Annotated in this window: 17 protein-coding genes; 11 read left to right on the top strand and 6 right to left on the bottom strand. The window is 32.4% G+C overall.

All coding sequences use genetic code 11. The annotated features are described in order from the left end of the window. Positions 1-21: 21 nt before the first annotated feature. The 6 genes from mqnB to HN894_04820 all read left to right on the top strand — a co-directional run bounded on the left by mqnB (position 22) and on the right by HN894_04820 (position 7,530). Positions 22-702: a futalosine hydrolase gene (gene mqnB, locus HN894_04845; protein ID MBT7142645.1), complete on the top strand. Its 681-nt coding sequence runs from the start codon at positions 22-24 to the stop codon at positions 700-702. Positions 703-912: 210 nt separating this feature from the next. After that, on the top strand, positions 913-1,353 hold the full coding sequence (locus HN894_04840) for a T9SS type A sorting domain-containing protein (protein MBT7142644.1): 441 nt from the start codon (positions 913-915) through the stop codon (positions 1,351-1,353). A gap of 178 nt (positions 1,354-1,531) precedes the next feature. Beyond that, positions 1,532-4,786, top strand: a complete 3,255-nt coding sequence (locus HN894_04835) for a protease (GenBank protein MBT7142643.1) — start codon at positions 1,532-1,534, stop codon at positions 4,784-4,786. 320 nt (positions 4,787-5,106) lie between these two features. Further along, positions 5,107-5,499, top strand: a complete 393-nt coding sequence (locus tag HN894_04830) for a hypothetical protein (GenBank protein MBT7142642.1) — start codon at positions 5,107-5,109, stop codon at positions 5,497-5,499. 43 nt (positions 5,500-5,542) lie between these two features. Beyond that, complete coding sequence (locus HN894_04825) at positions 5,543-6,802, top strand: pyridoxal-phosphate dependent enzyme (GenBank protein ID MBT7142641.1); 1,260 nt, start codon at positions 5,543-5,545, stop codon at positions 6,800-6,802. Positions 6,803-6,825: 23 nt separating this feature from the next. Then, positions 6,826-7,530: an SAM-dependent methyltransferase gene (locus HN894_04820; protein MBT7142640.1), complete on the top strand. Its 705-nt coding sequence runs from the start codon at positions 6,826-6,828 to the stop codon at positions 7,528-7,530. Here HN894_04820 and HN894_04815 read toward each other — a convergent pair. From HN894_04815 to HN894_04790, 6 genes are all read right to left on the bottom strand, one after another. Beyond that, on the bottom strand, positions 7,519-7,995 hold the full coding sequence (locus tag HN894_04815) for a hypothetical protein (GenBank protein ID MBT7142639.1): 477 nt from the start codon (positions 7,993-7,995) through the stop codon (positions 7,519-7,521). The two genes, HN894_04820 and HN894_04815, sit on opposite strands and share 12 nt — an antisense overlap. Before the next feature lie 137 nt (positions 7,996-8,132). Next, positions 8,133-9,488 carry a peptidylprolyl isomerase gene (locus HN894_04810; protein MBT7142638.1) on the bottom strand — a complete coding sequence of 452 codons (1,356 nt, stop codon included), beginning with the start codon at positions 9,486-9,488 and terminating at the stop codon, positions 8,133-8,135. Positions 9,489-9,499: 11 nt separating this feature from the next. Further along, on the bottom strand, positions 9,500-10,360 hold the full coding sequence (locus HN894_04805; GenBank protein MBT7142637.1) for a hypothetical protein: 861 nt from the start codon (positions 10,358-10,360) through the stop codon (positions 9,500-9,502). An 85-nt stretch (positions 10,361-10,445) separates the two neighbouring features. Then, a complete protein-coding gene (locus HN894_04800) occupies positions 10,446-12,470 on the bottom strand; it encodes a hypothetical protein (GenBank protein MBT7142636.1) in 2,025 nt (674 codons plus the stop codon). A 53-nt stretch (positions 12,471-12,523) separates the two neighbouring features. Next, on the bottom strand, positions 12,524-13,993 hold the full coding sequence (gene guaB, locus HN894_04795; GenBank protein MBT7142635.1) for an IMP dehydrogenase: 1,470 nt from the start codon (positions 13,991-13,993) through the stop codon (positions 12,524-12,526). A gap of 411 nt (positions 13,994-14,404) precedes the next feature. After that, positions 14,405-15,562: an ammonium transporter gene (locus HN894_04790; protein ID MBT7142634.1), complete on the bottom strand. Its 1,158-nt coding sequence runs from the start codon at positions 15,560-15,562 to the stop codon at positions 14,405-14,407. Positions 15,563-15,742: 180 nt separating this feature from the next. Here HN894_04790 and HN894_04785 point away from each other — a divergent pair, with 180 nt between their 5' ends. The 5 genes from HN894_04785 to HN894_04765 all read left to right on the top strand — a co-directional run bounded on the left by HN894_04785 (position 15,743) and on the right by HN894_04765 (position 20,144). Then, a complete protein-coding gene (locus tag HN894_04785) occupies positions 15,743-16,231 on the top strand; it encodes a hypothetical protein (protein ID MBT7142633.1) in 489 nt (162 codons plus the stop codon). A gap of 33 nt (positions 16,232-16,264) precedes the next feature. Further along, positions 16,265-17,089 carry a 16S rRNA (adenine(1518)-N(6)/adenine(1519)-N(6))-dimethyltransferase RsmA gene (rsmA, locus tag HN894_04780; GenBank protein ID MBT7142632.1) on the top strand — a complete coding sequence of 275 codons (825 nt, stop codon included), beginning with the start codon at positions 16,265-16,267 and terminating at the stop codon, positions 17,087-17,089. Next, positions 17,086-18,456 carry a magnesium transporter gene (gene mgtE, locus HN894_04775; protein MBT7142631.1) on the top strand — a complete coding sequence of 457 codons (1,371 nt, stop codon included), beginning with the start codon at positions 17,086-17,088 and terminating at the stop codon, positions 18,454-18,456. Before rsmA ends, mgtE begins: the two co-directional genes overlap by 4 nt. A gap of 109 nt (positions 18,457-18,565) precedes the next feature. Then, positions 18,566-19,261 (top strand): (d)CMP kinase, encoded by a 696-nt coding sequence (locus HN894_04770; GenBank protein MBT7142630.1) that lies wholly within the window; start codon positions 18,566-18,568, stop codon positions 19,259-19,261. A gap of 13 nt (positions 19,262-19,274) precedes the next feature. Continuing rightward, the gene (locus tag HN894_04765; protein MBT7142629.1) at positions 19,275-20,144 is read left to right on the top strand and encodes a 4-hydroxy-3-methylbut-2-enyl diphosphate reductase; all 870 of its coding nucleotides are present in this window, start codon (positions 19,275-19,277) and stop codon (positions 20,142-20,144) included. The last annotated feature ends 461 nt before the right edge of the window (positions 20,145-20,605 follow it).

Raw genomic sequence — 20,605 nt, 5'->3', positions numbered from 1 at the left:
TCAATTATAAAACCTTGTTAAATGAAAATACTTATAGTCTCTGCAACAAAAAATGAAGTAAACCCTCTTGTTGAAGAACTTTATTTTTCGGTAGAAAAAAGTCCTGTATTGAAGCAATATACATGGAACAACAAAATTATCGATGTGCTGATTACTCGGATAGGAATTTGTGCCACAACCTTTTGGCTTACAAAAACTTTGTGCAAAGAGAATTACGATTTAGTCATAAATGCCGGTATCGCCGGAAGCTATTCAAAAAATTTTACGATAGGGAATGTTGTAAATGTTTACAAAGATGAGTTTTCCGATCTTGGAATAAATGATAATGGGAAATTTAAAACTCTATTTGATGAAAATATATTGAACAAAAATATTTTTCCATTTACACTAGGAAAAATATTTAATGATTATGCAAAATCTGACGAGAATATTTTTAAGCTTCCTATTGCAAATTCTATCACAGTGAATACAGTAAATGGCGAAGCAATTAATATTGAAAGTGTTAGAAAAAAATTCTGTCCTGATATTGAATCTATGGAAGGTGCTGCTTTTTTTTATGTTTGCAAAACAGAAAAAGTGAAATTCTTCCAGATTCGTGCAATTTCAAATTTTGTAGAACCTAGAAACAAAAAAAATTGGAATGTTGCTTTAGCCATTGAAAAATTGAACCAAGAATTAATAAATTCTCTTAGTTTGATATGACAACCTGCAATCATATACCTGACACAAAATATTAAAACCAATTATCAAATCTGATATGTCCATATTCGGACAAAATTTGTGCATTAGCGTTCAATTATATTTTCACTGAATCATAAGATATATCTTATACTTCTAAATATCAACATTATATAATATATGGCATAGCTTCTGTTAAACACTGAATAATTATTAACCAAAAAAAATATAATTATGAAGAATTTAGCATTGAATACACACAAAATCTTAGCCTTAGTTGTAATATCTGTAATATTTAGTAGTAGCATTTTTGCTCAAAGTAGTATAGATAATGACCCGAATGCAGGAATTACGAATGGCGAAAAAACTCCTTATGAGCAAGGAAATCCTGATCCGAATAACAATTTAAACGGAATCGACACTAAAGACAATTTTAAGGACTTAACCATTAACTCAAAAGATGGAATAGTTTTTCTATCATTAGAAAATAGTTCCAATTCCGACCTTACAATTTACATTTTTGACATAACAGGCAAGCTTGTTACTAAAGATAATGTAAAAAAGAACAATGCAAGCATCAGCAAATCTTATAATTTTTCTGATAAGGCTAAAAGTATATATATCTTAAAAATCATTCAAGACAAACAATCAATCACAAAGAAAATCTATATTTAACCCACTGATCAACCCATCATAACCACTATCAAAGACCTGTTTTTTATATTCAGGTCTTTTTTTTGTTTTAGATTTAATAATCCCAGCTTCAAATTTCTAAACACTAAAATCCTTTAACCAATTAGTGTTTAGTTGTTAGTAAATAATTATCTTTGTTTTTTTAACTAAATTTTCGGAAATGAATAAAAAATTTATTTTACTTTTAACCTTATCATTAGCTTTTTCAATTTCATCCTTTTCGCAAGAGGAATCACGATTGTTAAGATTTCCTACTATTCACGGAGATCAAATAGTTTTCACATATGCAGGAGATTTATATACTGTATCAACAAAAAATACTTTAGCAAGAAAACTTACTAACCATAATGGTTTCGAGATGTTTGCAAAATTCTCTCCAGACGGCAAGCAGATTGCTTTTACAGGTCAATATGATGGAAATACAGAAGTATTTGTAATTCCCGCTCAAGGCGGAAGTCCAAAACGACTTACTCATACTGCCACACTCGGGCGAGATGATATTACTGATCGAATGGGACCAAACAATATTGTTATGGCATGGACAAAAGACAGCAAAGAAGTTGTTTATCGCTCTCGAAAACAATCATTCAATTCATTTGTGGGTCAATTATTTAAAGTAAAAAATACGGGAGCCTTATCAGAAGAACTCCCCTTGCCAACCGGTGGATTTTGCTCATATTCTCCTGATGGCTCAAAATTGGCATACAATAGGGTTTTCAGAGAATTTAGAACCTGGAAATACTATAAAGGAGGAATGGCAGACGATGTTTGGATTTACGATTTAAAGTCTAAAAAAACAATAAATATTACCAACAACGATGCTCAGGATATTATCCCCATGTGGCACGAAAACACAGTTTATTTTATATCTGACCGCGATAGAACAATGAATCTGTTCTCTTACAATATTGATACTAAAGAAACGAATAAACTTACAAATTATACAGAATACGATATTAAATTCCCTTCGATAGGAGGAGATAAAATTGTGTACGAAAATGCAGGCTATATCTACATTTTCGACATAAAAACCAATAGTTCTACTAAAGTTTCGGTAACAATTGCAGACGATTTTAAATGGGCAAGGAATGAAGTGAAAGATGCAAGTAAAAATATTACTGCATCCAGTATGTCTCCAAATGGAGAAAGAGTTGTTTTTAATGCAAGAGGAGAAATATTTTCGGTTCCAACAAAAAATGGAATTACGAGAAACCTAAGCAACACTTCAGGTTCTCACGAAAGAAATGCAACATGGTCGCCAGATGGGAAAAATATTGCTTATATTTCTGACACTAACGGCGAATTTGAAATTTACATTATTTCACAGGAAGGGAGTAAAAAACCAATACAACTTACTAAAAATGCCGATACTTATAAATATCATTTAAAATGGTCGCCCGATAGCAAAAAAATACTTTGGAGCGACAGAAAACTTAGGCTCAAATACGTTGATATTGAATCGAAAAAAGTTAGCCAAATAGATAAAATTGGTACCGGCGAAATTTTTAGTTTCAATTGGTCGCCTGATAGTAAATGGATTAGCTATTCACATAATACTGAGAATCAATTTTCGATTGTTTACTTATACAGTTTGGAACAAAAGATAAAATATCCGGTAACAGATATGTGGTATTCTTCGTATAGTCCGGTTTTTAGCCCAGACGGAAAATACCTATACTTTATTTCGCAACGAGATTTCAACCCCATTTATAGCCAAACCGAATGGAACCATGCCTATAGAGATATGTCGAAAATATATTTCGCTACTCTTTCTAAAGAAACCCCTTCGCCTTTTGCTCCGGAAAACGATGAAGTGAAAATTGAAACTGAAAAAGAAGAAAAAGATACCGACAAAAAAGACTCTGAAGATGACGACAAAACCATCAAAATCGACATCGATGAAATTTCAAATAGAATAATTACACTTCCTGTGAAAGCCTCTAACTACTGGAATTTGGCACCTTTTGATGGAAAAATATATTATAATGAAAGAGCTTTGAAATCTTCAAAAACAGCTATGAAAGTATTTGATTTGAAGAAAAATAAAGAAAGCGAAATTGGTGAGAATATGGGTTTTGATATTTCAGCAAATCAAAAGAAAATGCTAATTGCCAAATCCAAAAGTTATTATGTTATAGACATTCCCGGATCAAAAATATCATTAGATAAAAAAATTGATTTATCAGATTTAAAGGTAGAAATAGACAATTCTGAAGAGTGGGCTCAGATCTACTACGAAAGTTGGCGACAAATGAGAGATTTTTTCTATGTAGAAAATATGCACGGTGTTGATTGGCTAAAAATAAAAGACAAATACGGCGACTTATTGCCATTCGTAAAACATCATGCTGACATGATTTATTTGATTGGCGAAATGATTGGCGAATTAAATATTGGCCACGCATACGTAAATGGTGGCGATCGACCAAAGCCAAATAGAATTAAAACTGGTTTGTTAGGAGCAAAATTAAGTTCGCACAACTCTGGTTTTCCAAAAATTGAAAAGATTTTAAAAGGTGCAAATTGGTCTAAAGCATTAATTTCGCCATTGACACAAATGGGTGTGAAAGCCTCAGAAGGAGATTATATAATTGCCGTGAATGGAAAATCGACAAAAGATGTAAACGATATTTACGAATTACTTTCAAACACAGTGGGTAATCAGGTTGAACTTACAATAAATTCTAAACCAAGCGAAAAAGGAAGTTGGAAATCTATAGTTATTCCGATTGCTGATGAAGCTGATTTATACTATTATAATTGGGTTCAAGCCAATATCGAAAAAGTAGATAAAGCTACAAATGGCGAAGTTGGCTACCTTCATGTTCCAGATATGAGCGCAGCAGGATTAAATGAATTTATGAAATATTTCTATCCGCAGCTAAAGAAAAAAGCCCTGATAATTGACGATCGTGGAAATGGCGGCGGAAATGTGTCACCAATGCTAATAGAGAGATTAAAAAGAGAAATTACCCGTTCGAGCATGGGTAGAAATTTTGAAGTTCCAACCCAAATTCCACGACAAATGATGCTCGGACCAAAAGTTTTGTTAGTAAACAATTACTCGGCATCAGATGGAGATTTGTTCCCTTATTCATTTAAGAAAAATAAACTTGGAAAAGTTATTGGTGTGCGAACATGGGGTGGAGTTGTTGGAATTAGAGGCTCATTGCCCTTTGTAGATGGTACTCAATTACGAAAACCAGAATTTGCATCATACTCGGCAGAAAAAAGCGATTGGATAATTGAAGGTTACGGCGTTGATCCAGATATTGTTGTGGATAATGATCCTGCAAAAGAATATGCCGGCGAAGATCAACAGTTAAACAAGGCTATTGAGGTAATTCTTGAAGAACTCAAAAATAACAAAAACTCAATTCCGCCTATTCCACAAGGCCCGGATAAGAGTAAATAGTTTTTTTGTAATCTAAATATCAGGTTTCAAGTTTCAGAATATCACATTTCTGCAATTTGAAACCTGTTCTAAATATACGGTTGATGCTAATTTCTAAAATTTAGTGGCTCTAAGAATACGACAGTAACTGAGTTATGCTTGAATTTTGAATCGTCATCCAGAAAGGTCGAGACTCCTGAGTTCCAAAATCTTCACAAGCAGCTCGACAAACTCAGTATAACACCTTGTTCTTGCCGTCTTCTTAAGCCATATGAAGAAATTGGAGTTTTCTTAGAGGCACTAAATACGAAAAGTTCTAACTAAAAATAATAAAGCAAAAAATGGCAAAAATAAAAGCAAACAAAAAATCTCTAATCAGGTGGAAAGTTTATGTTGATCGTGCAAGGATGTATGTTGGTTACATTCAATTTATTATGATTGGATTTGTTTTATTAGAAGCTTATAGAGAAAGTTACATCGGCAATTTAATTTTCGACAATCTAATAATTTCCATACCTGTTCTATTTTTGATTTTCATAATATTATCGTTATTAATCGGAAGATTAGATACTGTGATAGGCTTGAGAGAAGAAGAGCTAAGAAATTCAGCCGCATCGAACCCAATGTTTCGTGAGATTCATGCAAATATTGAACAAATAAAAAACGAATTGCAGGAACTAAAAAACCAAAATTTACTTAATCAAAAAAATAAAACAGATACTCAAAGTGATTGATTTTGAATATCTTCGTTCAATAATTATTTGAAAGAAAAATATTATGTACCAACATAAATTTCATTTTGTTTGCGAAAATTGCAATAAAACAATTGTTCCTACTTCAATTAAATATTTATGCGATGATTGCGAAAAAAAGAATACAAACAAAAATCCAACTCACGGAGTTCTTAAAACTATTTACGACTACAAAAAAATAAAGCAAGATTTTAGCCACGAGTTGTTTAAAAATCTTTCTGCACGAAAATTTATAGACATTCTTCCTATACAATCAGCAGAAAGTTTGTCGTTTTTGAAGGTTGGAGAGACACCTATTTACAATATTTCAGAAAATGTTAAAGCACACGATTATAGTGTTTTCTTAAAAGACGACTCTCAAAATCCAACTTTTTCATTAAAAGATAGAGCATCAAATCTTGTAACTGCTTTTGCTAAAGAAAACAAGATTAAAACCATAATTGCTGCATCCACTGGAAATGCAGGTAGTTCTCTTGCAGGGATTTGTGCATCACAAAAACAAAAATCTATTATAATTGTTCCGGCATCGGCTCCCAAAGCTAAATTAATTCAGGCTCAGATGTATGGTGGAAAAATAATTCCTGTAAAAAGCAATTATGACAGTGCTTTCGATTTAAGCATTTCGCTAAGTAAAAAATATGGATTTTACAATAGAAATACCGCTTACAATCCATTAACCATTGAAGGAAAAAAAACTGTTGCTTTTGAAATTTTTAGTCAATTGGGTGATACTGTTCCGGATAGAATATTTGTTCCTGTTGGCGATGGAGTAATAATTTCTGCTGTTTACAAAGGCTTCGAAGATTTATTGAAACTTCAAGTTATTGACAAAATGCCAACTATAGTAGCAGTTCAAGCCATAGGAAGTTCCAATTTAATTAGCAATTTATACAAAAGCAATTTCGTATGGAAATCAAGCAAAACCATTGCTGATTCCATTTCTGTTGATATTCCAAGAAATTTTTTCATGGCAAGAAATTTCATTATAAAATACCAAGGCGAAACTATTTTGCTTAACGATAAAGAAATTTTAGAAGCTTCTGACAAGCTGAGCAAATCGACTGGAATTTTTGCTGAACCTGCTGCCAGTGCTTCATTTGCAGCTTTTACAAAATATGCTGCTAATAACAAACTGAAAAATGATACTATAAATGTAATTCTTTCAACAGGTAGTGGGCTTAAAGATGTCAAATCTGTGGAAAATATTTTTCAAATTCAAGAACCAATTGAAGCAAACATTGAAGAAGTAATAAGGCAATTCGGTACTAATATTTTAGTTTCTTAATTTATTAAGCAAAATTTTATTATATGAAAGGAAACTTATACCTCATCCCGACAACTCTGGGAGAAAACAATTTTTCTGAAGTAATTCCGCCACACATCATTGAAATAATTGAGAAAGTAGATGTTTTTGTTGTTGAGAATATCAGAACATCAAGACGATATATCTCAAGTCTGAAAATTTCTAAAGCTATTAGAGAAATAGAATTTTTGGAGTTAAATAAAAATACTGACATTAAAGAAATATCCGGTTTTTTACAAATTATTTTTGAGGGTAAAAACATGGGTTTGATTTCGGAAGCAGGCTGTCCGGCAGTAGCCGATCCTGGAATGGAACTTATTAGAATTGCTCACATGCACAAAATTAAAGTCGTTCCACTTGTTGGTCCTTCTTCAATTCTATTAGCTCTGATGGCATCTGGAATGAATGGTCAAAACTTTGCATTTTCAGGCTATTTGCCAATAAAAAATCCGCAAAGAGTAAACAGAATAAGGTTTCTTGAGAAAAGAGCCATGAAAGAAAATCAGGCACAAATATTTATGGAAACGCCTTATAGGTGCGGAAATCTATTGGAACAGATTGTGCAAACGTGCAACTCTCAAACACGATTGTGTATAGCTTGCGATTTAACACTGAAAAACGAATCAATAGAAACCCGAACTATTGCTGAATGGAAAAAAGATTTACCGGATATTAATAAAAGATTGGTAATATTTGTTTTAGGATTTTGAGGATTTTTCAATCAAGTCTGCACGCAGGTCTAACAATTCGTTCATTTCTTCCTCCGAAATTTCAGGATTGGTAAGCATGTTATTGATAACTTTTAATTCATCTTCAACAGATTTATTCCCTGACTCTTTTATTTCAACTGCAGGCTTAGCTACTTCTTTGTAATTATCAATTTCATCGGCAATATCAAGCAAATTGTAGTCCTTCATCATATCTTGCAAATCCTGATAAATTTTGTCGAAAACAGTATTCATCATTCCAAACAGAGGATTGTTATTTTGTTCAACAAAATCGCCAGGCATTTGAGTTTTAATCATTTCATAATTGCTAATTATAAAATCGACATTTTTAAAAAAACTCTCATCTAAACCTTGGTGTTTTGCCTTCTCAGAATTATCTTTAATTTTCTTTAAGAGAGAAATCATTTTCTCCAGTTTCTTGTTGAAGGGTATATTTTCTTGTTGCATAATCTACTATTTATTTATAATGCAAAAGTATGTTTTTATAAAGAAAGAAAAAAATATTTATGAAAATGGGGATTTCAAATTTTCTCGTCAATTTTCTCAGAAATACAAATTAGCAGAAACAAAATAAAGCAAAATTCTTAATTTACCCAATTTTTGTTCATAAATTTGCAATTTTTATATGAATCATCAATTCTAATATAAGTATTTTCTATTTTCTCATTCACCCATGCTTCAATTTCTTTTTGTTTCTTTTCTTCAAGGGCTATTTGTTGAATTTTCAAGTAGTCACTTTTAATATTTGCTACATGAGGCTCTGTTCGTGAATTGATTTTCACAAATTGCAAACTGAGTTTCCCTCGTTCATCTTTAGTTTCGAAGGTTTTTGAAATCTCATTAATTTCAAGATTTTTTATTGCATAATAAGTACTTTTTTCGATTTCTGTGCTTTCAAATTTTGTTGTACCTGTTTGGTCATTAACAACAATACCTCCATTTGTACTCGATATCTCGTCCTCAGAAAATTTGCCGGCAGCTTCTTCAAAACTTATAGAATCGTTCTTAATTAAATTTGCAATACTATCCATTTGCTGAATGGCTTTCATTTTTACTATAGGAGAAACTTTAGGGATTAATAATATGTGTCTTACATGTACTTTTTCTCCTTTTCTATCAATGAGTTGAATTATATGGTATCCAAAATCGGTTTCTACAATTTTCGATACTTCATTTTTTTCTCTCAAATTGAATGCAACTGCTGCAAATTCAGAAACAACATCGCTTCTGCCAATGTAGCCAAGGTCTCCCCCACCCTTAGCAGAGCCAGGATCTTCAGAGTATAAAATTGCAAGAGTCGAAAAATTACTTCCGTTTACGACTCGCTCTCTTAAGCCATGTAAACGCTCCTTTACTTCAATTTTTTCTGACTCAGAAATCTTAGGAAATCTTACAATTTGTGCCAATTCAATTTCAGAATTTATCAGAGGCAAACTATCTTTCGGTATATCCTTTAAAAATTTTTTTACTTCTGATGGTGTAATTTTAATATCAGCTGTTATTTGTTCTTGCATTTGCTGCGTAAGCAACTGATCTTTAATCAGATCTCTTAAATCTGCTTTTATTTCAAGAATCGATTTATTGAAATATTCTTCTAATTTTTCTTCCGAACCAATTTGAGCTACAAACATCCTAAGCCTTCTATCCAATGCTTGTTCAACCTGCGATTCCGAAACTTCAATACTGTCAATTATTGCTTCGTTCAACAAAAGTTTTTGAAACAATAGTTCTTCCAATAATTCACATTTCAAATCGCTGCCTGAATTATATCCTTGTGCTGTTAATTGAATATACTGATTTTCGACATCAGATTGAAGAATTATCTTACCACCCACTACTGCCAAAACTTTATCAACAACTTTTTCCTGAGCAGAAATTTTACTTATTGTAAGAATTAATATGCTAAATATTAGTATTTTAAAATTCGATTTTCTTAACATCCCTATTATGTTTATTTAAATATTTTGAACTTGTTTTGCTTAATACCGTCAGTGAAAACATTCTCGTTTAGTTCTTTTATCAATTCAATTTTTCGTTTATTTAATATTATACCCCTAATTTCACTTTTCACAAAGCTTAACGGTGGTACTTCATTTTTTAGTTTGTACTCCTGAATATTAATAAAATGATGGTTTGCCTCTTCTTTCTTTTCGAAGAATTTTTTTGTTTTAAGAAAACTCTCATGATCTGTAATTCCGAGTTCGTATTTTGAAATTAAACTATCGAACAATATCCAGTGTTCACCAAAATCGTTATAATCGACAGCATTTTCGTTTATATAATCCTCAACATCATCAATATTTGAATCAAAATTTTTAAACCATCGCCTAAAACGATAAATTTGTGGTGCCGATTTCGGGATTTTCACATAAATAGCCTTTGCTATATTCCAGTTTAAAACAAAATCATTCAAAAATTCGTCGTAATAGTTCTGAAGAATTTCATTTGTAACTATAGTATCCAATTTTTGCTTAATGAATTGCTGCTCGTATTTATAAATTAATAAAGTTGAACGATAATTATCGACTTTTCTATCTATTTCATCATTATTATCCGACAGGTTTAGTTCAGCTTTTCTTAGCTTAAGTTGGGTTATCAACCAGTTTTCTATAAAGTTTTCAACTATCTGGATGCTATCGCTTTTGCTAGTATTTTCTGAAATTAGATTTTCAATTTCTGAGCTGAATAAAATTTTATCCTCAACTTGTGCTATCGGACTATCTGCCTCAGAATTTTGCAGATTATTGCATGAAAAAAAAATAATTGAAATCAATAGTAATATCAAAACTTTAAAAGCAAATTTTTGAGTCATAATGTCTTATGCTAAAATTCTATAAACTTAAAGATTAAAAAATAGTTTCTGTAATGGCAATTTATTGTTTTGAAATAATATTTACCTATTTCATGGTTTCCAAAACCTTCTCATTCACTTTAATTTTATACTTATTTCTCAAGTTTTTAATCCACTCTTCTTCAAGAAAATTTTGATAGTCGGCAGTTACAATTCCCTTGGCTTCTTTTAAATTTTTTGGTTCTGGTTCCAGAACTTCGTAAATGAAAATAAATTTCACTAATCCATCTTTTTCAATATTTTCTGAAAGACCTGGTTTCCAGCTTATTTGGTCTATTATGTCCTTTTCTCCTTTCGAGTACTTTTTCTCATTTAAACTTACGTATAATTTAACATTTTCATTAAAGTTGCTCTTAATTAAGCTGATGGCTGAATCTAAACAAACTGCTGTTCTATTTCTATTTGCAGCAATTTTTCGAGCTTTGTCCACAATATTTTTATAAATTGCTTTAAACTCAGAATCTGAAATTTTGACAGAGTCTATCGCCTGAATTTCAATTGAATAAATAGAAGCATCAACTCTTTCGTTCCATGAATATTTATCTCCATTATTACTGAAAAACTCCTTTAGTCCGCTTGTGTCTTTTACAGCTTTCGACCAAACCATTTTATCTGTCAATTCAAAAAGCAAAATTCCGTCGTGATATTCATTCATCAACAACCTAAACTCCTGATATTTATTTTCTAAGTTCTCTTCTTCATATTCAAGAATTTTTTCATCAACAAAAAGTTGATATTTTTTATTAACCAGATCTTTGAAATTTGTTTTCCTTTCGTTCGATTTTTTCTTCACTAAATAATCCGTAAAATCGCTTTGAAGAATTTTCTTTTTATTAATTGAGAAAAGCATATTATTTAAGTGTTCTGCCGATTTTCCATCCCATTTTCCAATTAGAATTGAGCTATCCAATGTAGTATAAAAGGCAGTTAGGCTTTCTTCATTTTCAACTAATTTATATTCTATTTTCAGCCTGTTGATAAGCACTTTACGACTTTGTTTTGAGCGTGCATCTTTAGCAATTTTCGATTTAATTTCGGCTTCCATCTCTTCTATTGGCGCAAGACCTTTTTTGTCAACTAATTTTATCAAATGCCAACCAAAAGCAGTTTTCACTGGTTTCGAAATATCTCCAATTTCCTTCAAATTAAATGCAGCTTGTTCAAATTCAGGAACCATGCGTCCGGTACCAAACATTGGCATAACTCCGCCTTTCATTGCAGAGCTTTTGTCATCTGATTTTTTTTCAGCCATTTCGCCAAAATCCTTACCCTCAAGAATTTCCTGATAAATATTATCTATTTTTTTCTTAGCATTAGCTACCTCGTTTACTGGAGAATTTTTCGGCAATGCAATCATAATATGAGCAACTTGCACCTTGCCTCGTGCAGGTCTAATATCTTTTACTTTTATTAGATGATATCCGAATCTGGTTCTTACGGGCATAGAAATTTCGCCTAATTTGGTTTGGTATGCTGCCGATTCGAATGGATAAACCATTTGAAATCCAGTGAAATAGTTTAGATCTCCCCCATTACTTTTTGCAGATGGATCGTCAGAAAATTCTTTTGCTAATTTTTCAAAATCTTCACCCGTAAGAAGTCTTTCTCTTATCTCCAATGTTTTATTATATGCCTTCAATGTATCTTCCGATGAAGGATTTGGCCCGAGTTTTATCAAAATATGACTAGCATTAATATCACTTTTCAATCGGTTATAAGCCTCTTTCACTAATTCCTGATCTACATTTTCATCTACCAGATAAGGTTTGGATAATTGATTTCTATAACCTGCAAGTTCCGAAACAAAAGCCTGTGTCGTATCTAAACCTAAGTTTTCTGCTTCAGTTACTTTCAGTTTAAAATTTGTGAAAAGATCAAGATATTCATCGATTGATTTATTGTCTATCTTATTTTCCGAAGAATTATTCTTTTCATAAATCCTTATGAATTCTGCTTTTGGAACTTTTTTATTGTCTATTTGCAACAAAATCTCTTCAGTTTTACAAGCCGAGGAAATTATTACTAATGTCAAAATTGATAAAATTGAAATTTTTTGAACTAAATTTTTCATTTTTTACTTCTATTTTTATTTTTAATACAAATTTTAAAATCAAAAAAAACAAACTACCTGCTATAATTGGGAGCTTCTCTCGTAATAGTTATATCGTGCGGATGACTTTCTGTAATTCCTGCATTCGTAATCCTAATAAATTTTCCTTGATTTAATTCTTTAATATTTTTTGCTCCTCCATAACCCATACCAGCTTTCAGCCCACCAATCAATTGGTACATAACTTCGCTTAAATTTCCTTTGAAAGGGACTCTTGCAGCAATTCCTTCAGGAACTAATTTAGAAATATCAGATTCCATATCCTGAAAGTATCTGTCTTTGGAGCCTTGCTGCATAGCTTCTATTGAACCCATACCACGATACGACTTAAATTTCCTGCCTTGATAAATAATAGTTTCGCCGGGCGACTCTTCGACTCCGGCAAAAAGCGAACCTAACATTACCGAGCTGCTACCGGCCACAATTGCTTTTACAATATCGCCCGAATATCTGATTCCGCCATCCGCAATTACAGGTACCGATGTGTTTTTCAAAGCATTAGCAACATCATAAATAGCCGAAAGTTGTGGGATACCAACTCCGGCAATAACTCTTGTAGTACAAATTGAACCAGGACCAATCCCAACTTTTACAGCATCTGCACCAGCTTCTACCAAAGAAATAGCTGCTTGCGAAGTTGCAATATTCCCAACAACAATATCAATATCGGAATATTTTTTCTTTGCTGCTTTCAAAACCTCAATAACCGATTTGGTGTGGCCGTGAGCTGTATCAATAACTATACAATCGACATCGGCTGTATGAAGAGCTTCGAGCCTTTCGTATGAATCGCTACCAATGCCAATTGCCGCTGCCACTCGTAATCTGCCTTTATCGTCTTTGCAGGAATTTGGTCGATCTTTTGCTTTGAAAATATCTTTATATGTAATAAGTCCTTTCAAAGTATTGTTCTCGTCAACTACAGGAAGCTTCTCAATTTTATACTTTTTTAATATCTGTGCAGCTTGCTCAAGATTTATCGATGTGGTAGTTGTAATCAAATTCTCATGTGTCATAACTTCCCTAATCAAAGATTTTGTGTTAGTTTGAAATCTAAGATCTCGGTTTGTTACAATGCCTATCAGACGCGAATTATCATCAACAACAGGAATTCCCCCAATTTTATATACTCCCATCAAATTCAGGGCATCGCCAACCGTTTGGTCTTGCTTAATTGTAATTGGGTCGTAAATCATTCCATTTTCAGCACGTTTCACACGTTTTACATGTTTTGCCTGCTCCGAAACACTCATATTTTTATGAATGACACCAATGCCTCCCTCACGTGCAATTGCTATTGCAAGGTTCGATTCAGTAACCGTATCCATGGCTGCCGAAACTATCGGGGAATTCAAAACAATGTTTTTTGAAAATTGGGTAGAAATATCAACATCTCTTGGCAATATTTCTGAGTACGAAGGAATTAACAATACATCGTCGAAAGTGTAACCTTCTGAAATTATTTTATCAGACAGTAAAGTCATAAGAAATAATATTTATCATTAAAAAAATGCAAAATTACAAAAATTGTAATGATAGTTTGCAAGTATTTGTAGTTGGCTAAATCTTTTTTTGAGGCTGAGAAAAAAGTTTACAATTATCAAATTACAAATACAATGTACAATTCATTCCAGCAAGGTCAATGGAATAGGGAATAATCAGCATCTGATTGAGAAATCCAGACGAAGATTATCAAATAAAATGCTAGCGGTAGATACTTTGCTTTATCTGTGGAATTAGGCTCTCACTATACTGTAAAGTTTTGTTTTTGGAAAACCCAGTGGGTTTTGAAAATCCGCTGGGTCTTGAGGGTATTTCCAAATACTTCCCTTCTATAACAAGTTGCAAATTTATGGTAGCGAGTGGAAACCAACAAAAAAATAATTTCTCAGTCTTTATTCCACATCCTCAAATTCAGCAATATCGTTATATATTTCCTTATTTTTTCCGATTAGTGAAACAATTTTTCCTGACAATAGTCCGCCAACAATTGCAACAACTACGGTTATTAATATTGCTTTAAGTTGAGCAGCAATATCAAGACCATCAACAACAACAATAGCTGCTAAACCACCAAATATACCAGGAATTCCATGAAGATTTGATACTCCGCAGGTGTCAATAATTTTATGAAATTTTTCTTGCTTTTCCTGAAAAATTGCAAATCCTACAGTAGAAATTGCTCCGGCAATAAGTCCGATAATCATTGCTTCGTAATGTGTTGCATAATCGCAGGTAGCACCAATAGCAACACCTCCGGCAAGAGCGGCATTTGCAATATCGGCAGCATTTATTTTTCCCCTAATGGAAACCGATGCAATATAAGTTGCAATTGTTGAACCGCAAAGAGCTAAAAACACATTTACAACAGTTGTAGGAATAAGTTCAACTGGAACTAAAGCAGCACAGAAACTTGGCCAGAAAACCCAAAGAACCATACTACCGAGAAGTGAATATCTGTCGGAAGTAGCATCGGCTTCAATAGGGATTTCACGATGTTCTTTTGTAGTTAAAGAAATTGCTGCCGAAATTCCGAAAATAGCTCCAAAAGCATGAATAATTATTGAGCCACCCGTATCGGCAATTGTTCCCACAAAATGAAAGTGATCATCAAGAACAACCAATTCATTAAATATATAAAATGGAATAAATAATAATCCAAGTATTAAATATTGATACATTTTTATTCGTCCGAGAATTGCTCCTGCTGCAATAAGTAAACTTGCAGCACCAAATTCAGCAAGTACAAATTGTTCAATTTCGCTTTTTCCTTCAAAAATCCCTATCTCTTTAATTGAAAGATACATAGGAATTGAAATACTAACGAGAAGAAAAGTTGCAGTAATTGCCGAACGACCATACTTTTTTACAAATACCATCAAAAAACCAAAACCAATCAACAACATAGCCATAATATGTATAGCACGATTGTATTGTTGAACTTCTAATATTTGTGAAATTTTGCTGGTTTCAATTTCCTGAGCAAATCCGTTTACTGCTGAAACAAAAAGCAAAATAGCTACTGCTACAAATTTTGTAATGTAATTTCTCATAATAAATAGTTAAATTAAAATTACCAAAAATAGTATTGCAGATTCTTCTTAAATATGATTTTTGCTATATTTTTCGATTTCAAAATTTCCCTTTCCAGAATTTAACAGACAGCCGAACATTTTTGAAAAAGTGCAAATTATTAAGTAATCTTGCAAAAATGATATTTAAATATTTTATTTGTGAAAACAGATTGGATTGAAATGATTGAGAGTAATATTGAATCTCAAAAATCATTAATTTATAAAAAGGATATAAAATTTTACGGTGTCGATAAAATCGTAAAAATGGCTTCGATTGTAGAGAAATTCTCCAAAGAATGCAGTGTTTGTATTCAAAAAAAAACAGAAATTGAAGACATATCAAAAAATTTAGGAAATTACTTAAATAATTCTGTGAAATTGCGGAAAGAGTATGAACATCTATCCGATGAAATTACAGAACATTTGAAAACCGAACATCAAATTTTTTCAAAAACATATTTTGCATCGCTTTATTCGGCTTATGGCACAATTGCTGGTTTGCTGGCAGGTTTCATATTTGGATTTATTTTTTTCAAAGAAAACCTGTTTACCTCTGTTCTAATTTTTTGGGCAGTAGGAATCATTGTGGGCAGGTTCTACGGATTGAGGAAAGACAGAGAAGTAGCAAAGGAAAATCGTAATTTGTAAAATTATCAATTTCCAATTTCTAATTAAATAATTATGAACATAATCAGAGCAAAAAAAACATTAGGGCAACATTTTTTAATTGACAAAAACATTGCACAAAAAATTTCGGATAGTTTAATTCTACAAACTAAGGAAAATAATGAATCTCACAAAGTTATTGAAGTTGGCGGCGGAACAGGATTTTTAACAGAGTTTCTTGAAAAAAAAGATATCGAATTGTCGGTGGTTGAAATTGATTCTGAAGCAGTTGATGTGTTGAAGATGAAATTTCCAAATTTGATAAACAAAATATATCATGACAATTTTCTTAAAATGAATATCGAACAAATTGCCAAAGCTCCACTTCACATTATCGGTAATTTTCCATACAATATATCAAGCCAGATTTTTTTTAAAGTGCTCGAAAACAGAGACAAAGTAAGCCAGGTAGTTTGTATGATTCAAAAGGAAGTTGCAGCACGGATTTGTTCAGAAAAAGGGAATAAAGTTTACGGAATTTTAAGTGTTCTTTTGCAGGCTTTCTACGATGTCGAATATTTATTTACGGTGAGCGAAACTGTTTTCGATCCTCCGCCAAAAGTGAAATCGGCAGTAATCAGGCTTGTGAGAAAAGAAAAAAACATTTTGAATTGTAATGAAAAACTGCTATTTCAAATAGTGAAAGCCACCTTCAATCATAGACGGAAAATCATCAGAAATACACTAAAAAGTGTGGTTGGAGAGTTAGACAAAAATATAGAAAATGAGCTACTTTTGAAGCGTCCAGAGCAACTTGGTGTTGAAGATTTTAATGATTTAACTAATTTTGCGGAAAAAATGAGCTTAAAAAACGATATGGAAGGAGAAATCGCAAAATGAAACTAAAAACAAATTTTGAGCTTACAAAAGAGTTCGTTACAAATCTTAAGAAGACAATTGAAAGGAAAGACAATTCGGTTGCTTTGGAAATTATGGAGTCGCTACATGCTGCCGATATTGCTGAGATTTACGATGAATTAAGTATTGAAGAAGCAAAATATCTTTATTTATTATTGGATGGAGAAAAAGCTGCCGATGTTCTTGTTGAATTGGAAGAAGACGACAGAGAAAGATTTCTTAAAGTTCTACCCAGCGAGGTCATTGCAAAACAATTCATTAACGAAATGGATTCTGACGATGCTGCGGATATCATTGGCGAGCTTTCGGAAGAAAAACAAGAAGAAGTACTTTCTCATATCGACGATCTTGAACAAGCTGGAGATATTGTCGATTTGCTTCACTACGATGAAGATACTGCCGGTGGATTGATGGCAAAAGAGCTGATTTGTGTTAATATAAATTGGAATATTACTACCTGCATTTCTGAAATGCGCAAACAAGCCGAAGATGTCGATGAATTGTATTATGTTTATGTTGTAGATAACGATGATATTTTAAAAGGCACACTTTCGTTGAAGAAAATGCTACTTAGCAGCGATACAAAAAATATTTCTGCGATTTATAATAAAGATGTAATAACAGTGAAAACTGAGGCTACTTCGGAAGAAGTGGCAAATATTATGGACAAATACGATTTGATTGTGCTTCCTGTAGTAGATAGTATTGGCAGGTTAGTTGGTCGTATCACAATCGACGATGTTGTTGATGTTATTCGTGAAGAAGCCGAAAAAGATTACCAAATGGTTTCGGGTATTACTCAAGATGTTGAATCTTCTGATAGCACATGGAAGCTTACTAAAGCAAGATTACCTTGGCTCCTGATCGGACTTTTCGGCGGAATTTTTGGTGCCAGAATTATTGGATTTTTCGAGGACGATCTTGACAAATATATTGGACTAGCTTTGTTTTTTCCGTTAATTGGAGCTATGGCTGGAAATGTAGGTGTGCAATCTTCATCAATTATTGTACAAGGAATTGCAAACAATACTATTGGGCTCGAAAGCATTGGCAGAAAACTTATAAAAGAGTTGCTCATTGCACTGATAAATGGAATAATATTGTCATCATTAATATTTATATATAGTTATTTCTTTAGCTCGAATTTTGCCCTAACTGTTTCAGTTAGTACAGCTTTGTTTGCAATTATTTTGTTTGCCGGAATTTTCGGCACTTTTATTCCGCTATTTCTTAATAAATTGAAAATTGATCCGGCACTTGCAACCGGACCATTTATTACAACCATAAACGATATAACAGGATTAGTTATTTATTTATTTATTGGCAGAATGTTTTTTAATTTTCTGTAAATGTATTGGGAATTATGTCCCGATAGCCATTGGGAAGATTATGAATTATAAATGTAACATTTGTGTTTAAACAATTTTCAATATCAAAATTCCAATTTCACTTATATAAATGAAAATAGAAAAAAATCTAATAATTGCAATTGACGGGCACTCATCCTGCGGCAAAAGCACAATTGCTAAAGACCTTGCAAAAACAATTGCTTATACATATATTGATTCCGGTGCCATGTATCGGGCAGTTACACTATTTTGCCTGAGAAATAACATTATTTCAAATGATAAAGTTGATGACAAAACTCTTTTTGAAAAAATTCAAAGCATAAGTATCAGTTTCAAAAAAAATGAAGAATCGGGTGAAAATGAAATATTTTTAAACGATAAAAATGTCGAATCAGAAATTCGAGCTTTGGAAGTTGCAAATTATGTTAGCCAGATCAGCAAAATCAAGGAAGTGCGTGTAGAAATGGTAAAACAGCAGCAAGAAATGGGCAAACAAAAAAGGATAGTCATGGATGGAAGAGATATTGGAACTGTAGTTTTTCCGGATGCCGATATTAAAATATTTATGACAGCAAGCGTAGAAATCAGAGCTCAAAGAAGATATGATGAGCTGATAGAAAAAGATATTAACACAACATATTTAGAAGTTTTTGAAAATATTAAAAACAGAGATTTTATTGACGAAAACAGAAAAGAAAGTCCGCTGAAAATGGATAAAGATGCGATGGTTTTAGATAATAGTAAAATCTCCAGAAAAGAGCAATTAGATTGGATTTTGAAAATTCTAAACGATTTTCAGAAATAGAATTTCACTTATTATGAAAATAGAAATAAATAAAGAATCGGGTTTTTGTTTCGGCGTAGTTTACGCAATTCAAATGGCTGAGGCAATTCTCGAAAAAGAAGATAAAATTTATTGTCTTGGCGATATAGTTCATAACAATGTAGAAGTCAAAAGATTATCAAATGAAGGTTTGATTACTATCGATCACGAAAAATTTAAATCATTAAAAAACTGCAAAGTACTGCTGCGTGCCCACGGAGAACCACCGGAAACATACAAAATTGCATTAGAAAACAATATTGAGTTAATAGATGCCTCCTGTCCTGTTGTTTTAAAATTGCAAAACAGAATTAAAAATGGTTTCGACGATATCTCAAAAATCGATGGACAACTTGTTATTTACGGTAAAAATCGTCATGCAGAAGTTAACGGATTGGTTGGCCAGACTAAAGGAAAAGCAATTGTTATTAATACTCTTAAAGATTTATCAAAAATAGACTTCACAAAACCCATAAATCTTTTCTCGCAAACTACACAAAGCTTAGAAGGCTTTTTCGAGATTCAGAAGGAAATTCAAAGTCAACTTGAAAAAATCAACTCAAAAGCCCAATTTATTAGCAATAATACAACTTGTTCGCAAGTTACCAATCGCGAACCATCCTTGCGTGAATTTGCAAGCAATAACGATGTGATAATTTTTGTGAGCGGTAGAAAAAGCTCGAATGGGAAAATGCTTTATGAAGTTTGCAAAAACACAAATCCAAATTCCTATTTTGTTTCTGACCTGCCGGAACTGAAAAATGAATGGTTGGAAAATGCTAAAACCATAGGAATTTGCGGAGCTACATCAACCCCCCGATGGCTGATGGAAAAAATTGCAAGTTCTATTGAAAATCTTCTTTAAATTGAGTCTGCTCCGAAAACTCAATATTTTAACGGTTGCTGAAAACAAGGCTCCATTTAGGTATGGGGCAAAACTGATTTTCAGCAATTTAACAATTGTGTAGAATGCTGCAAAATAGCAAAAGCATGAAATTGGACTTTTTCGCGGTTGACTCTTAATTAAGATTTTTGATAAATTTTTCACTTGAAATTTCAGGTAGTTTTATTCAGATTGCAAAAATAGACATTATAAAAAATTGGTGTAATGGACAAAATGAAGGATGTTGTTAGACGAAATATTTATCATAATTGCAGTCATACTGAAAAGTTTATCAAATAATTCCAGGGCAAACGCATGAAAAAGAATCACAATACTTTCGACAGCCAGAGTTGAGCAGTTCTTTTGCTAATTTTAAATTTCCAGTTTTTCAAAACAAAATCTTGAATTAATAAGCCTGTCCATTTGTTTGTTTTATAGCCTTG

Source organism: Bacteroidota bacterium (assembly GCA_018692315.1).
GTDB lineage: Bacteria > Bacteroidota > Bacteroidia > Bacteroidales > JABHKC01 > JABHKC01.
This window is presented reverse-complemented; position numbering and strand designations above follow the sequence as displayed.